The organism is Streptomyces sp. SCA2-17 (genome assembly GCF_044336695.1).
In genome coordinates this window covers 24,911-39,766 of sequence record NZ_CP117521.1, presented here as the reverse complement: position 1 = coordinate 39,766, position 14,856 = coordinate 24,911, and the positions used below count along the sequence as shown (strand labels likewise).

Genomic DNA, 14,856 nt, shown 5'->3' with positions numbered 1-14,856 from the left:
CGTTGCAGTGCGGCGGGGTGGGGTGGGGTGGGGTGGGCATCAGGCCACGCCGAACCAGGCCTCGGCCAGTGAGGGCAGCGTCCTGTCTGCGGGAGCGGGCAGTTCCCGCAGGTACCAGGGGAGATTGCTGTACACGTGCAGCAAGGTGTACGCGAGCAGTTCGGCCGGCGCGAACGTCCGGCCGTACGCCGTGGCGAGCCGGGCCAGCAGGTCCGGGTCGCCCCGGGTGACGAACAGGCCGACCCCGACGAAGTCGTAGGCGCGGTCACCGATCATGGCCGGCTCGAAGTCGAAGAGCCCCGTCAGGCGCCGGCCGTCCGGATCGACCAGAAAGTGCTGCCGCATCACTTCGGTGTGCAGCAGGGAGCGGTGCGGTGCACGCGGCAGCGGGACCGAGTCCAGGAACTCCGGGATCTGTTCCAGCCAGTCCGCCGGCAGGCCGCGTGCGCGCTGCTGTGCCACGGCGCCCGCGCGCCGGCGGCCAGGAAGGCGCCCCAGCCCCCGGGGCCCAGCACGTCCTCCAGGGGGCCGGGGTCGAGGGAGTGGAGCTCGGCCAGCGCCTCGCCGATCTCCTCAACGAGCCGTTCACGGCCCGCCCGCGGTATCCGGTCCCAGGCGCCGGCCAGGCTCTCGCCGCCCAGGCGGGACATCAGGACGTACTGCCAGCCGTTCTCGTACGGACCGAACGCGCGCACCTGCGGCGTCGCGACAGGCAGCCGCCCGTGGACGTACGACAGCACCCGCCCCTCGACGACGCCGTCCCGGGCGGCGGACCCGGGAAACAGCTTGAGCACGTGCTCATCGCCCACCGCGTAGACCGGCTGCGTCCCTTCCGCGAACCGGACCAGCGGCGCACCGCCCAGCCCGAGCCGCCCGCAGAGATCCTCCACCCCGGGCCGCATCACGGACTCGTCCGGTACGACCGCATCCCACTGTTCGTCTGTTTCCACGGTCGGCAGCATGATCAGGACCGTAGGCCGACGGCCGGAGAGGGGCAACGGGGTTTTACGGCCGGATCCCTTACGGGGTTCCGCGGTGACGGGCCGCCAGGCGGCCGAGGGTCGCAGCGGGTATCGGCCTGTGCCTCGCCGGCACGGACGGCAAGCCGCCTGCCTACGCCGCGTCGTAGTCGTAGACCGTCACGGCGATCCCGCGTCCGGTCAGGTGCCGGGTGACGAACGGCTCGATGCGGTCCCACCGGCCGCCGGCCAGTCCGCAGCCGATCCGGGGCATGTGGACCGACGCGCCCAGGGCCGCTGCCTCGTCCGCGAGTGACGCCAGTGCTTCGGCTATGGCCTCGTAGCGAACGGGCGCCTCGCCGGACGTGCGGGTGCGGGAGCGCGTACGGATCCCGTGCTGGCCGATCATGTTGGCTACCCACAGCTCGTCCTCGACCTGGACGAGCTGTACCGCGCCCAGGGCGAAGCCACTGGTCGCCCGGTCGCGGTACCACGCACGAAACGCGGCCTCCGGCTGCCGCCACCGCTGCGAGACAGCGCCGACGAAGCCCGCGCCCCATCCGCCCGCGTCGTTGCAGACATGGGCGATGACCTTCGGCCCGGGGCCGTGCGGCAGAGTCGCGTCACCGCGCACGTATGCGATCTCAGTGCTCATGTACGCAAGCTACTGCCCGGGTCTGACAACCGGCCCGGCTCCGGCGGCCACGGCCGTAAACCTTGGCCTTGGGGCCCGGGCTCGTCAGGATGAGGGCATGAAGATTGGGATCGCTCTTCCTCAGTTCGGGAGTCATGCCCGCGCCGACCTGGTCGCCGGGTTCGCGCGGGATGCCGAGGCTGCCGGGTTCGACTCCTTGTGGGTCGGGGATCGTGCGCTGGCGCCCGTCGCGCCCAGTGACCTGTATCCGGGGTACACCCCCGACAACCCCTACCCGCCCGGCTTCAAGACCGCCCTGGACCCGCTCACCGTGCTCACCGTCGCCGCCGCGGCCACGAGCCGCGTGCGGCTCGGGACCAGTACGCTCAACGCGCCCTGGTACCCGCCGCTGCTGCTCGCGCGGACGCTCACGTCGGTCGACCAGGTCAGCAACGGCCGGCTGGACGCGGGGCTGGGGATCGGGTGGATGCGGGACGAGCACGCCGCCGTCAACTCCGACTTCGGCAAGCGGGGTGCCCGACTCGACGAGATTCTTGACATTCTTCATGGCATTTGGAGTGAGGATGTCTTCGGTCATGAAGGGGGTCACTGGACCATCCCCCGCTCGTACTTCGGCCTGCACCCCGTCCAGCGGCCCGGCCCGCCCGTCCTCCTGGGCGGCGTCTCCGCCGCCGCCATGCGCCGCATCGGCAGCCGCGCCGACGGCTGGGTCGGCATCACCCTGCCGCCCGAGGCCCGCGCCGGGCTGTGGGCGACGGCCCGGCGCGCTGCCGAGGAAGCCGGGCGCGACCCGGACGCGCTCCAGCAGCACATCCGTCACAACCCGGGCGCGGACGCCTCCTGCGAGGACATCGCGGCGGTCCTCGCCGACGTACGGGACTCCGGCGCCGACGGCTGCTTCATCGACCTCCAGCAGTCCGTACCGACGCCGGACCGGGCGCTGGAGCTCGGCATCAAAGTTCTCGAACGCGTGCGCTCCGGCTTCTAGCCGGCGAGGCGGGCGCGGACGCCCATGTCGTACGGGCACTGCGGGCGCAGGCTGACGCGTTCGCTCAGCAGGGTGCGCGCCAGGTCCAGGCGGCCCGCGTGCAGGGCGGCCTCTACCAGGGTCTTCTGGAGGGCGTCGCGCTGGGCGTGGCTGCCGCCGAAGAGGTGGAAGCGGTGCCGGAGGGGAAGCAGCAGGTCGACGGCCGCGTCGTACTGCTGCTTCCCGTACGCCACGAGGGCCCGGGAGACGGGCAGGCCGATCTCGGCCGTCATCGGGACGTTGGACGGAGCGGAAGACGCACCCGGCCCGGCGTCCCGGAGCCACGCCTCACGGTCGCGGATGAGCCGTTCGGCGTCGGCGAGGCGGTCCGCCCCGACGTAGGCCATCACGGCGTGGACGTCGTTGAAGGCGTAGTAGGCGCCGTCCCGCCGCTGCTCCCAGGCGTCGGCGAGGGCGGGCCAGCGGTCGCCGGTGCCGGCCCCCGCGAGGTGCAGCCGCCACAGCAGTGCCGCCGCGTCGAGCAGTTCCATCGCCGCGCCGGCCGAGTTCTTGTGGTGCAGGGCGGTGTCGTAGACGGCCAGGACCCGGTCCGTGCGCCCCGTCTCCAGGACGTACAGGGCGTAGTGCCACCAGTTGTGCACGTTGAGGTAGTTGCCGTCGGACCAGTCGTCCCTGCGGGCATCGAGGTAGCGGATGCCGTCCTCGTACCGGCCCTGCATCTCGTACGCGTGCACGACGGCATGGATGCCCCACACGTCGCGCGCGTTGCGCTCCACGGCCTCCAGGGCCACGCGCTCGGCGAGGCCGTAGTGGCCGGCTTCTTCGAGGCCGAAGGCGTACATGCCCCGGAGCAGGCCGTAGTGGGGGTCGTTCGCGTCCCAGGCGCTCAGCGCGCCGCCGATGCGGTCGCGCAGCAGGACGGCGTTGCCGGTGAAGAAGTCGGTCTGGTGCCCCACCGCGAGGGCGAGTACGTCCTTCGGGTGCGCCACGGCCAACTCGGCGAGCACCCCGCCGGCCCGGTGGATGTCGCCGCCGAGCCACGCGGCGGCGGCCTCGGCGTGCATGCGCTCCCGGGGTGTCAGGTCCGCGTCGGGTACGGCCTGCCGGAACTCCCGGAACGCCTTCGCCGCCCCGGCCGCGTCCTTCTCCTCCGTGCCCAGCAGCCCCAGGTACGCCATGAGGACGTTTCCCATGGGGGAGCGGGGCGCGGCGTCGAGCACCGCCCGGGCCTCCGTGGTCACCTCTTCGCGGAAGAAGAGCAGATGGTCCAGCGCCTTCTCGTAGTGCCGCACCGCGTCGGCGCCGGTGTGCGTCATCGCATGGGCGTGCCGGTCCGCTCCCACAGCCTCAACCGTCCTTCCGCAGGGATCTCGTGTGCATGCTGGAGCCTGCCCCGCCGGGCCCGCCGGAAGCGCGTCGCCCGTCACCGGAGGCGTTGTCAGTGGTGGGTGCGATGCTGCGTTCGTGCGACGCGAGTACGTGTTGCAACGCTGTGACGTGCTGCCGGACAGCAGTACTGAGAACGAGGAGAACCTCCTGTGCGCATCGTGGTGAGTGAGTTCATGAGTCTGGACGGTGTCGTGCAGGCGCCGGGCGGCCCCGAGGAGGACACCGACGGCGGCTTCGCCCACGGCGGCTGGTCGCACCCGTTCTTCGACCCGGAGGTGGTGGGCGGAGCCTTCGCCGGTGCGCTGGCGCAGGCCGAGGCGCTGCTGTTCGGGCGCCGCACGTGGCAGACGATGGCCGCGGCGTGGCCCGAGCGGGCCGGGGACCCGTTCGCCGACCGTATGAACGCCATCCCGAAGTACGTGGTGTCCCGCACGCTGAACGACGAGGACCTGACGTGGGACAACACCACGCGCATCCCCGGCGGCGAGGCCGTCTCCCGCATCCGGCAGCTGCGCGATTCCGGCGACGGCGATCTGCTGGTCATGGGGAGCCCCTCGCTCGTGCGGGCGCTCCTGCGGGAGGGCATGGTCGACGAGCTCCGGCTCGTGATCATGCCGGTGCTCCTCGGCGGTGGTAAGTCGATCTTCCCCGGCGACGGTGCGCAGCGCCCGCTCGAACTGGTCTCCACGGCCACCAGCCCCGCCGGCGTACAGGTGTCCACCTACCGGCCGGTCAGCGGGAAAGAGAAGGGGAAAGAGAAGGGGGAGGAGTAGGAGTAAGCGGGGGCCCCGGTCCTGCCCTGCGCTCCGGCGCAGAACCGAAGCCCCTCGCCATGAGTGGGCGTCAGCCCCTCAGCGGTCCCTCGCAGCTGAAGTCCGCCGACCCGGCGGGCCGGTCTTTCCAGAGGTCGACCTTGCCGAAGTCGCAGTTCATGTCGGCGAAGTTGTTGGTGCCCTTCTTCGCACGGTCGAGTATGAAGTAGTCGACCGTCTCGGACATGTCCTTGAAGACGAGGTCGGAGTTGCCCGGGTCACTGAGGTTGGCGGTGATGCGGCCCGTGCAGACGAACCGGGGGCGGTCCGGGGAGCCGGCCGCGCGGCAGTCGGGCTGCATGCCGGTCGTCGCCTTGAAGGAGGCGCGCACGGTGGCGGGGTGCCCGGCGTCGAGCCGGTCCACGGGCGTGAACGAGGTCGCCGGGACGTAGAGGTCGCCGACCTTGGCGATCTGCTGGTCGAGGAAGGTGTCGTACGCGCGCTGCACGTTGCCGTCCCGGCCGAGGCGGCTGCGCCAGGCGTCGAAGCCGGCCACGTCGTCGGCGCGGAGGTAGCCGTACATCTCCTTGAGCAGCGACGGGTGCTCGTTCCAGAGGAACTCGAAGAACGTGCCGGCGTAGTTGTAGAAGCGGAAGCCGTCCCGGTCGTACTCGGCGTGCAGGAACTGGTCGACGGTCATGCGCGGCTTGCCACCGGCCGTGTCGTTGATGATGCCCTGCACCAGCGACTTGCGGACCTTGATGCCGTCGTCGCGGGTGGAGCCGTCGAAGAACTCCGCCGTGCCCTCGTCCATCGCCGTGGTGCGGTCGCCCTGGTACCAGGGGCCCTCGCCGAAGAAGCCGGGCACCGCCCAGCGGCCGTTGAGGTAGTGCGTGTACTCGTGGCGGAAGAGTTCCTCCAGCGTCAGCGTGGAGTCCTGCGGGACGCGCCGCTCGTACGTGTAGAAGGTGGCGCCCTTCTCGATGTAGACGCCGCCGTTGTTGGTGCCCATGCCGGTCAGCAGCGGGTGGTAGATCTCATAGTCGGCGCGCGAGGCGTACAGCACGATGTTCAGGGTCACATTGGTGTCGCCCGCAAGCGGCTCCTCGGTGCCGAGGACCCGGTGGAACTGGGCCTTCACCTGCTTGCTCGCGTAGTAGAGCTTGTCGACGGTGGCCCGGGGCAGGGCGGTGCGGACGCTGATGCCGCCCTTGTCGTACGTGTACGTCTGCGGGAAGAGGCGGGCTTCGATGTCCGCTTTGCACACGCCGTACTGCTTGCACGCGCCGAGTTCGTTGAGCCAGGTGACGACCTTGCCCCACGGCTCGCTGCCCTCGCCGAAGTTGCCGACGACCGTGGAGAGCACGCCGCCGAGACCGGCCGTGATCTCGCTCTTCAGCGCGTCGACCTGGCCCAGCCGCCCGTACTCGCCGACGGCGTCGCGCACCACCCACGCGTTGGGCGTGCCCTTGAGATGGGTGTAGCCGGCGAAGGCCTTGAGGGCAGCGCGGTAGGCGGAGTCGGAGGCGACGGCGGCCTGGAAAGCGCTGTCGTGGTTGCCGGGGTAGACGCCGAGGTAGCTGAGGGAGAGCGTGGCGAGCGCGGCGCCGGCCCAGGAGGCGTCCTTGGCGGTCGCCGGGTGAGCTGCGTCCATCGTGGCGAGGACGCGCTTCATCAGGGGGAGCTGGTACTGGCGCAGCCCGGGCGCGCTTGCCGCGTAGAGGGCCTCGCGCAGGGATTCGGCGTTGCTGCGGGTGACGTCGAAGGTGCGGGCGGCGCTGCCGAAGGCGTCCACAGCGCGCCGCATGGCTTCGACGGTCGGTGCGTCGGTGATGTCGATCTCGGTGCGCGAGAAGTCGTGGTACGCGACCGCGTGGAGGTAGGTGAACATCTCCAGCAGGTGGCTGCCGTTCTTCCCGTCGTGGGCGGAGGCGAGGCCCTCGATGCGGCGGGAGACGGCCTGGACGTGCTCCCGCGACATGACGGGGGCCAGCCGCTGGTCCCAGGTCCACAGGATGCTGCGCAGGCAGCCGTCCGCGGTGACCGCCTGGTCGGCGAGGAAGTCCGCGAACTGCTCGGGTGAGAGGCGGGTGATGCCGTCGAGGGTGCACGGGACGGCGGTGGAGCCGAGGGTGGCGTGCGGGGCGGGGGAGACGGCTTTGCCCTTGCCGTCCTTCTTGCCCTTGCCGTCCGCCGGCTTGTCCGTACGGGGCGGGCCGGGAACGCGTCCGTCGGTGAGGCCGCCCGGCGCGGAGGGGGTCCGGGCCTCCGGCCGGGGGGCCTCGGCGAGGCGGGTGACCTCGTCGAAGGGGTTGGGTGTGGGGGTGTCGGCACGGGTGGCCGCCCGCGGTGCCGCGGCGGAGGCCTTGGCCGGGGTCGCGGACGCGGGGGAAGGAGAGTCCGCGTGACCGGGCTGTACGGCCGTGGCGCAGAGCGCGGTTGCTATGGCAGCGGTGAGGAGAGACGCGCGCAGGGGTCTGCGCGAGGTTCTGGAGCGGTACACCGATGTACTCCTGTGTGTGGGAGGTGTGAGTACGCGGCGCGGACCGGGCTTCAACTGCCGTCGGTTGGGCGGCAGGTGGGGGAGCGGTTGTCCGCGCCATGTCATGTGTAACGTAGTAATGTGAAATGGTACTGACAACCCCTCAGACACCAAGGGTTGTCCAAAGTGTCAGCCGGAAGACCCCGGGAAGCGTCCTCCGGAGACGCCGCCCGGCCTCAGCCGGAAGACTCCGGCTCCGGGAAGTGGCAGGCGACCTCCCGCGCCTCGCCCGGCGCCGCGACCCGCAGCAGCGGCACCTCGCTCCGGCACACGTCCTGCGCCTTGGGGCAGCGCGGGTGGAAGGTGCAGCCGGGCGGGGGAGCCGCCGGGCTCGGGAGAGCACCGGACAGCGTGATGCGCTCCCGGGCCCGTTCCGCCGCCGGATCCGGCAGCGGAACGGCGGACAACAGGGCCCGCGTGTACGGATGGGCCGGGGCCCCGTACACCCGCTCCTTGACGCCGGCCTCGACGATGCGCCCCAGGTACATCACGGCCACCCGGTCGCACACCCGCTTCACCACCGACAAGTCGTGGGAGATGAAGAGGAAGGCCGGACCGAGCTCCTCCTGCAACCGCGCCATCAGATGGATGATCTGCGCCTGCACGGAGACGTCGAGCGCCGACACCGGTTCGTCGGCGACGATCAGGCGGGGACCGGTGGCCAGGGCCCGCGCGATGCCGACGCGCTGCGCCTGGCCGCCGGAGAACTCGTGCGGATAGCGGTCCAGGTGCTGGGGGAGCAGCCCGACCAGCTCCAGCAGCTCCGCCGCCCGCCTCCGCGCGTCCGTTGCGGAACCGCCCTGCACCAGCAGCGGGTCGGCGATGATCCGGGCCGCGGTCCAGCGCGGGTTGAGGGAGGAGTGCGGGTCCTGGAAGACCATCTGCACCTCCCGCCGCAGCGGCTTGAGCGCGCGCTGCCGCAGACGGCTGATGTCCCGCCCGTCGTAGACGACCGACCCGGCGGTCGGCTCCAGCAGCCGTACGATCAGGCGCCCGGTCGTGGACTTGCCGCAGCCGGACTCGCCCACCAGGCCCAGGGTCTCGCCCGCCGCCAGGTCGAAGGAGACGCCGTCGACGGCCCGGACGGCGGCGGAACGCGCCCGCCGGCCGGGAACGGCCAGGCCGGGAAAGACCGTCCGGCCGGGGAAGGTCATCTTCAGGTCCCGCACGGAGAGCAGGGGAGCCGGGGGAGCAGGCGGGGAAGCAACGGGAGCAGCAGCATCGGCGGCGGTCATCGGGTGCCTCTCCGGGCGTGGGCGGCGGTGTGCGGGGACAGGTGGCAGGCGACCGGGTGTCCCCCGGCGGAAGGCAGTTCGGGCCTGGGTCCCCTGGTGGAGCGCAGTTCGGGTCTGGTGTCCTCGCAGTGCGCGCGCTCGGCCGGCGCCGCGGCCGCCGCGAGCGGGCAGCGCGGCGCGAACGCGCACCCCGGCGCCGGATCCAGCAGGGAGGGCGGGCTGCCGGGGATGGCCCGCAGGGGCTCGTCGTCCCCGTCGTCGAGGCGGGGGAGCGAGTCGAGCAGCCCGCGGGTGTAGGGGTGGGCCGGCGTGGCGAACAGGTCGTCCACCGGCGCCTGTTCGACGGCCCTCCCCCCGTACATCACCAGGACCTCGTGGGCCACGCGGGCCACGACGCCGAGGTCGTGGGTGATCAGGACGACGGCGAGCGCGCGCTGCTCCTGCAGCCGGGCGATCAGCTCCAGGATCTGGGCCTGGACGGTGACGTCGAGGGCGGTGGTCGGCTCGTCCGCGATGAGCAGCTCGGGTTCGCAGGCGAGCGCCATGGCGATCATCACGCGCTGGCGCATGCCGCCGGAGAACTGGTGCGGGTACGCGCCCGCGCGCCGCGCGGGCTCGGGGATGCCGACCTCGCCGAGCAGTTCGGCGGCCACTCTGCGGGCCGCGGCCCGGCGGGAGCCGAAGTGGACGCGATGGTGCTCGGCTATCTGCTCGCCCACCGTGTAGTACGGGTGGAGGGCGGACAGCGGGTCCTGGAAGATCATCGCCATGCGGCGGCCGCGCAGCCGGTTGAGCTCCCGCTCGGACAGCCCGGTGAGCTCCTGTCCGTCCAGCTTCACCGAGCCGCCGACCTCGGCCCCGGTGTGCAGGCCCATCACGGCCAGGGAGGTGACGGACTTGCCGGAGCCGGACTCGCCGACGATGCCGAGCGTCCGCCCGCGGTGCACCGCGAACGACAGGGAGTCCACCGCCCGCACGGGGCCGCGCCGGGTGGGGAAGGTGACCGTGAGGTCCCGTACGGCCAGAAAGGGTGCTTCAGCGGGCGGAAGGAGAGCCTCGGCGGCCATCAGTACCTCACTCGCGGGTCGACGACGGCGTAGAGCAGGTCGACGGCCAGGTTGGCGACGACGATGAAGGCGGCCGCCAGCAGCGTGACGCCGAGGATGACCGGCTGGTCGCCGGTGGACAGCGCGCCGTAGAAGAGGCGGCCGATGCCGGGCAGGCCGAAGATGGACTCGGTGATGACCGCGCCCGCGAGCAGCCCGCCCAGGTCCATGCCGAACAGGGTGAGGACCGGAGTCATGCCCGCCCGCAGCCCGTGCTTGACGACGACGGTGCGGCGCGGCAGGCCCTTGGCGCGGGCGGTGCGGATGTACGGCTCCGCCATCGTCTCGATCATCGAACTGCGGCTCTGGCGTGCGTACATGGCGGCGTACAGCACGGCCAGCGCGAGCCAGGGCAGGAGCAGGTTGGAGGCCCAGTGCACGGGATCGCCGGTGAGGGGCACGTACTGCGGGTAAGGCAGCAGGCCTGCCGTCCGGATGAGGCCGTAGATCAGCATCATCGAGGTGAAGTAGACCGGCAGGGAGGCCGCGGCGACGGCGCCGACCATCAGGGCGCGGTCGGTGAGGGTGTCCTTGCGCAGGGCGGCGGTGACCCCGGCGCCCAGGCCGAGGACCAGCCACAGCACGGCCGCGCCCAGCGCCAGCGAGGCGGAGACGGGCAGCCGGTCCATGAGCAGGTCCCAGACGGCCTCGGAGTTCTCGTAGGAGTAGCCGAGGCAGGGGAAGGCGCAGTGCAGGGCGTACCGGCCGCTGCCCATGGTCCGGCCGGTGAAGATGCCGGTGACGAAGTCGGCGAACTGCCGCCACAGCGGCTGGTCCAGGCCCATGTGGGCGCGGATCGCCGCGAGCCGCTCCACGCTGCACGCCTTGCCGCAGGCGGCGGCCGCGGGGTCGGAGGGCAGGACGTAGAAGATGGTGAAGGTGACGGCGGCGACGGCTGTCAGGACGCCGGTGACGGCGAGGAGCCGGCGGGCGAGGTAGAGGATCATGCGCGGGCGCTCCTCGGGTCGAGGACGTCGCGCAGGGCGTCGCCGAGCAGGGTGAAGGCGAGCACGGTCAGGAACAGGCAGGTGCTCGGGATGACGAAGTACATGGGGTCGGTGTCGTAGAAGGCGACGCTCTCGGCGATCATCTGGCCCCAGGAGGGGGTGGGCGGGCGGACGCCGACGCCCAGGTAGCTCAGGGCCGCCTCGGTGGCGATCATGCCGGGGACGATCAGGGTGGTGTACGCGATGACGGGCCCGGTGACGCCGGGCAGGACGCTGCGGGTGAGGATGCGCCAGGGCCCGGCGCCGGTGAGGCGGGCGGCGTCGACGTGCTCGCGGTGCTTGAGCGAGAGGGTCTGGCCGCGCACGACGCGGGCGATGCCGGGCCAGCCGAACAGGCCGATGACGGCGGTCATCAGCAGGATGCGGTTGACGTCCTTGGCGACCGACAGCATGGCGATCATGAAGATGAGGGCGGGGAAGGACATGGTGAGGTCCATGAGGCGGGAGAGCACGGCGTCGGTGCGGCCGCCGAAGTAGCCCGCCGCGATGCCGGCGGCCGTGCCGGCGACGACGACGATCGCGGTGGCGGTCAGGGCGATGAGCAGGGAGACCTGGGCGCCGTGCACGACGCGGGCGAACAGGTCGCGGCCGGTGACGGGTTCGACGCCGAGCCAGTGGTGGGGGGAGATGCCGCCGAGCGGGCCGAGGGGCCGGCCGCCGAGGTAGGGGTCGACGGCGGTCTTGTCGAACTCCTCGGGCGTCCGGCCGGCGAGCGAGCTCAGCAGCGGGGCGCCCGCCGCCATGAGCAGGAACAGGACGACGACGGCGAGGGAGACCTTCACGGAGGTGCGGCGGCGCAGCTCGGCGCGGGCGAGCTGCCAGGGGCCGGTGCCGGCGGAAGCCCCAGCAGAAACGGGGGAGGCGGTGGTCATGGCGGCCTCAGCCCCGGCTCTTCGCGGGGTCCTTGAGGCCGGCCGTCGCGTAGTCGAGCTGGCCGCCGAAGGACGGGTGCCCGTACGCCCCGGCGACGTTGCTGCCCAGGACCAGTGGCCACCGCCGCACCAGCACCGGCACGGCCGGCGCTGCGGCGAGGATCTGGCCGTCCAGGTGCTGCCAGGCCTTGGCGGCGGCTTCGGTTTCGGTCATGGCCGCGATCTCGTCCATCCGCTTCATCGTCAGGTCGTCGCGGAAGAGGGAGTGGTTGCCGGAGTTGCCCTTCTCCTTGATGAAGCGGCCGTCGAAGACGAAGGGCAGGAAGGTGGAGCCGGATGGGTAGTCCGGGCACCAGCCGGTGTACACCAGGTCGGTGCGGTTCTTGGTGTCGCCGATGGTGGCGTAGAACGCGGACGGGTCGACCGTCTCGATGGTGACTTTGATCCCCGCCTTGGCGAGGGACTGCTGGATCGCCTCGGCCCGGCCCTTGTCCCCGGTCGAGACCGTCATGCTGGTCGCGAAGCCGTCCGGCTTCCCGGCCTCCTTGAGCAGCTTCCGGGCCTTGTCCGTGTCGCCGGCGACGGGGATCCCGAGGGTGTCCGGCTGCTTGCCGCCGAAGAGGGAGGCGGGCATGTACGCGGTCGACAGCTCGTTGAAGGCGGGGCCTCCGGAGGCGGTCAGGACGGCGTCCCGGTCGAGGGCGTACTGCACGGCCCGGCGGACCCTGACGTCGTCGAAGGGGGCGCGGCCCGTGTGCATCTGCACCATGTCGGTGCAGTTGGTGGACTCGGCGATGAGCCGCTGCCTGACCTCCTTGTCGGGCAGCACCTTGGCGCCGCTCTCGGGGCGCAGGGCGCTCCAGGAGACGGCGGAGGCGTCCGTGCCGCGGCTCTCCGTCAGCCGGTCGTCGATCTGGCCGGCCTTGAGGCCCATCACGACGACGATCCTGTCCGGGTACGCCTTGCGGACGTCGTCCGTCGCCGGGTCCCAGTGGCCGTTGCGCACGAGGACGAGCTTCTTGCCGCGCGCGTAGGACTCGATCTTGTAGGGGCCGGAGGAGAACGGCCGGTTGTCGTACTGCGGGCCCTTGTCCCGCGCCTGCGGGACGGGCGCGAAGGTGGGCATGACGGTGGCGTAGGGGAACTCGGCGAACGGTTTGCGCAACTCGAAGACGAGGGTGCGGTCGTCCGGCGCCCGGACCGAGTCCAGGTGCTTGCCCTCGGCGGGGCCCCGGTAGCCCTCGGCGCCGGCGAGGTAGCGGGCGGCGTAGTCGGCGCCGCCCGGCAGGTCGGGGGAGAAGGACCGCTCGACGTTGTACTTGACGTCCTGCGCGGTGACGGGTGAGCCGTCCTCGTACTTCACGCCCTGCCTGAGGCGGAACGTCCAGGTCCTGGCGTCGGCGGACGGTGTGCCCAGGTCGGTGGCGAGGTCGGGGGTCAGCTCACTGCCCTGATGGCCGGGCGCGGCCTTGTACGTGACGAGGGTGCGGTAGAGCAGCCGGGTGCCGAAGTCCATGACGTTCATCACCCAGTTGCGTGCCGGGTCGAGGTGGGTGAAGTCCTGGTCGGACAGCACGGTGAGGGTGCCGCCCTTCCGCGGAGTGCCGCCGATCACCGTGCCCTCGCGGACGGCGGCGCGGTCTTCGCCGTGCGCCGGCTGCTGGGGGACGGAACAGCCGGTCGCCCCGAGGGCGATGGCGGCCGCCGTGACGGCGGCCAGGGCAGTACCCGTGCGCTTGTTCATCAGTGGTCACTCCGTGAACGGTCGAACAGCCGCGAGGCAGCCGGAAGGCAACCGAAGGCAACCGAAAGGCAGTCAGGAGGCCGCCCGAGGCTGAAATGTGACCCGTAACATAGTAATGTGAAATTGCACTGACAAGACGTCAGTCGCCTGACGGTGGCTCCGTTACCCACCTGTGCCCGAGGAGGACACCCCGTGAAGGAAGCCGAAGGTGCCACGATCCGTACGGCCGGCCACGACCTGCCGGTCTCGGCGGAGTTCCAGGCCTTCATGGCCGGCAACTGGGCGCCGACCCCGCTGCCCGGCGACATCCGGCTGCCCGTCGCGGACCTCGCCACCGCGCGCCGGGCGAAGCTCTCGGCGCGCTTCCCCGGCGAGCGCCTGATCGTCCCCGCCGGCGAGCTCGCCGTGCGCTCCAACGACTGCGACTACCGCTTCCGGCCGCACAGCGCGTACGCCTGGCTGACCGGGCTCACCGGCGAGGAGCAGGCCGGCCACGTGCTCGTCATGGAGCCCGACGGGCCGCACGGGCACGAGGCGGTGCTGTACGCGCGGCCGCGCTCGGCCCGCAACGGCACGGAGCTCTACCGCGACCGCCGCTACGGCGAGTTCTGGGTCGGCCGCCGCCCCGACCTCGGCGAGGCCGAGCGCATGACCGGCATCCGCTGCGCGCACCTGGACGCCTACGGCACGCTGCCGCCGGGCCGCGACGCGTCCCGAGACGCCGGCCTCGCCACCGCGCTCAGTGAACTGCGGCTGGTCAAGGACGCCTGGGAGATCGGGCAGTTGCAGCAGGCCGTGGACCACACCGTCGCCGGGTTCGAGGACGTCGTACGGGCGCTTCCGCGTGCCCTCGCCCACCCGCGCGGCGAGCGGTGGATCGAGGGCGTCTTCGGCCTGCGCGCCCGGGCGGAGGGCAACGGCACCGGCTACGAGACCATCGCCGCCGCGGGCGCGCACGCCTGCTACCTGCACTGGATACGCAACGAGGGGCGTCTCGACCGCAGCGAACTCCTGCTCCTGGACGCGGGCGTGGAGACCGACAGCCTCTACACCGCCGACCTCACCCGCACCCTGCCGCTCTCGGGGCGCTTCTCGCCCGTCCAGCGGCAGGTCTACGAACTCGTCCTCGCCGCCCAGGAGGCGGGCATGGCGGCCCTCAAGCCCGGTGCGAGCTTCCGCGACTTCCACCGGGCCGGGATGCGCGTCATTGCCGAAGGGCTCGCCGAGTGGGGCGTGCTCCAGCACGCCGAAGGCGACTTCCACCGCCGGTACACCCTGTGCAGCAGCGGCCACATGCTCGGCCTGGACGTCCACGACTGCGCCCAGGCGCGCGCGGACGCCTACCTCGACGGCGTCCTGGAGGAGGGTCAGGTGCTCACCGTCGAGCCCGGGCTCTACCTCCAGCCCGACGACGAGACGCTGCCCGCCGAACTCCGTGGCATCGGCGTGCGCATCGAGGACGACCTGGTCATCACCGCCGACGGGGCCCGGTTGATGTCGCACGCGCTGCCGCGCACGCCCGACGCGGTCGAGGCGTGGATGGGTGAACTCCTCAGCAACTGAAGGAAGGTGGCGGGCAGTCAGGTCCGGACCAGCTCTTGGCAGCG

General features: G+C 71.9%; 11 protein-coding genes and 1 pseudogene. 3 read left to right on the top strand and 9 right to left on the bottom strand.

What is annotated here, in order from left to right; translation table 11 throughout:
- Positions 1-39: 39 nt before the first annotated feature.
- Positions 40-962 (bottom strand): annotated as a pseudogene (locus PS271_RS00190) (phosphotransferase family protein).
- 151 nt (positions 963-1,113) lie between these two features.
- Positions 1,114-1,614: a macro domain-containing protein gene (locus PS271_RS00185; RefSeq protein ID WP_398378932.1), complete on the bottom strand. Its 501-nt coding sequence runs from the start codon at positions 1,612-1,614 to the stop codon at positions 1,114-1,116.
- Positions 1,615-1,711: 97 nt separating this feature from the next.
- Between PS271_RS00185 and PS271_RS00180 the strand changes: the two genes are divergently transcribed.
- Positions 1,712-2,602, top strand: a complete 891-nt coding sequence (locus tag PS271_RS00180; RefSeq protein ID WP_398378930.1) for a TIGR03619 family F420-dependent LLM class oxidoreductase — start codon at positions 1,712-1,714, stop codon at positions 2,600-2,602.
- On the opposite strand, the gene PS271_RS00175 is transcribed toward PS271_RS00180, so the two are convergent.
- Complete coding sequence (locus PS271_RS00175; protein WP_398378928.1) at positions 2,599-3,918, bottom strand: tetratricopeptide repeat protein; 1,320 nt, start codon at positions 3,916-3,918, stop codon at positions 2,599-2,601. The two genes, PS271_RS00180 and PS271_RS00175, sit on opposite strands and share 4 nt — an antisense overlap.
- A 222-nt stretch (positions 3,919-4,140) precedes the next feature.
- Here PS271_RS00175 and PS271_RS00170 point away from each other — a divergent pair, with 222 nt between their 5' ends.
- Positions 4,141-4,764 (top strand): dihydrofolate reductase family protein, encoded by a 624-nt coding sequence (locus PS271_RS00170; protein WP_398378926.1) that lies wholly within the window; start codon positions 4,141-4,143, stop codon positions 4,762-4,764.
- Positions 4,765-4,834: 70 nt separating this feature from the next.
- On the opposite strand, the gene PS271_RS00165 is transcribed toward PS271_RS00170, so the two are convergent.
- From PS271_RS00165 to PS271_RS00140, 6 genes are all read right to left on the bottom strand, one after another.
- Positions 4,835-7,246 carry a collagenase gene (locus PS271_RS00165; RefSeq protein ID WP_398378924.1) on the bottom strand — a complete coding sequence of 804 codons (2,412 nt, stop codon included), beginning with the start codon at positions 7,244-7,246 and terminating at the stop codon, positions 4,835-4,837.
- Between the two features lie 215 nt (positions 7,247-7,461).
- Positions 7,462-8,520, bottom strand: coding sequence for an ABC transporter ATP-binding protein (locus tag PS271_RS00160; RefSeq protein WP_398378922.1), 1,059 nt, complete (start codon positions 8,518-8,520; stop codon positions 7,462-7,464).
- On the bottom strand, positions 8,517-9,587 hold the full coding sequence (locus PS271_RS00155; RefSeq protein ID WP_398378920.1) for an ABC transporter ATP-binding protein: 1,071 nt from the start codon (positions 9,585-9,587) through the stop codon (positions 8,517-8,519). Before PS271_RS00155 ends, PS271_RS00160 begins: the two co-directional genes overlap by 4 nt.
- Positions 9,587-10,573, bottom strand: a complete 987-nt coding sequence (locus PS271_RS00150; RefSeq protein ID WP_398378918.1) for an ABC transporter permease — start codon at positions 10,571-10,573, stop codon at positions 9,587-9,589. The genes PS271_RS00155 and PS271_RS00150 overlap by 1 nt, the downstream gene beginning before the upstream one ends.
- The gene (locus PS271_RS00145) at positions 10,570-11,505 is read right to left on the bottom strand and encodes an ABC transporter permease (RefSeq protein ID WP_398378916.1); all 936 of its coding nucleotides are present in this window, start codon (positions 11,503-11,505) and stop codon (positions 10,570-10,572) included. Before PS271_RS00145 ends, PS271_RS00150 begins: the two co-directional genes overlap by 4 nt.
- Before the next feature lie 7 nt (positions 11,506-11,512).
- Positions 11,513-13,249, bottom strand: coding sequence for an ABC transporter substrate-binding protein (locus PS271_RS00140; RefSeq protein WP_398378914.1), 1,737 nt, complete (start codon positions 13,247-13,249; stop codon positions 11,513-11,515).
- A 192-nt stretch (positions 13,250-13,441) separates the two neighbouring features.
- On the opposite strand from PS271_RS00140, the gene PS271_RS00135 reads away from it, so the two are divergent.
- A complete protein-coding gene (locus PS271_RS00135; RefSeq protein WP_398378912.1) occupies positions 13,442-14,812 on the top strand; it encodes an aminopeptidase P family protein in 1,371 nt (456 codons plus the stop codon).
- Positions 14,813-14,856 lie beyond the last annotated feature (44 nt).

What these genes read in the sequence shown, in the direction of transcription:
- PS271_RS00155 (WP_398378920.1), bottom strand. Translation starts at nt 9,587, where the DNA reads ATGGCCGCCGAGGCTCTCCTTCCGCCCGCTGAAGCACCCTTTCTGGCC.
- PS271_RS00185 (WP_398378932.1), bottom strand. Translation starts at nt 1,614, where the DNA reads ATGAGCACTGAGATCGCATACGTGCGCGGTGACGCGACTCTGCCGCAC.
- PS271_RS00160 (WP_398378922.1), bottom strand. Translation starts at nt 8,520, where the DNA reads ATGACCGCCGCCGATGCTGCTGCTCCCGTTGCTTCCCCGCCTGCTCCC.
- PS271_RS00145 (WP_398378916.1), bottom strand. Translation starts at nt 11,505, where the DNA reads ATGACCACCGCCTCCCCCGTTTCTGCTGGGGCTTCCGCCGGCACCGGC.
- PS271_RS00175 (WP_398378928.1), bottom strand. Translation starts at nt 3,918, where the DNA reads ATGACGCACACCGGCGCCGACGCGGTGCGGCACTACGAGAAGGCGCTG.
- PS271_RS00180 (WP_398378930.1), top strand. Translation starts at nt 1,712, where the DNA reads ATGAAGATTGGGATCGCTCTTCCTCAGTTCGGGAGTCATGCCCGCGCC.
- PS271_RS00140 (WP_398378914.1), bottom strand. Translation starts at nt 13,249, where the DNA reads ATGAACAAGCGCACGGGTACTGCCCTGGCCGCCGTCACGGCGGCCGCC.
- PS271_RS00150 (WP_398378918.1), bottom strand. Translation starts at nt 10,573, where the DNA reads ATGATCCTCTACCTCGCCCGCCGGCTCCTCGCCGTCACCGGCGTCCTG.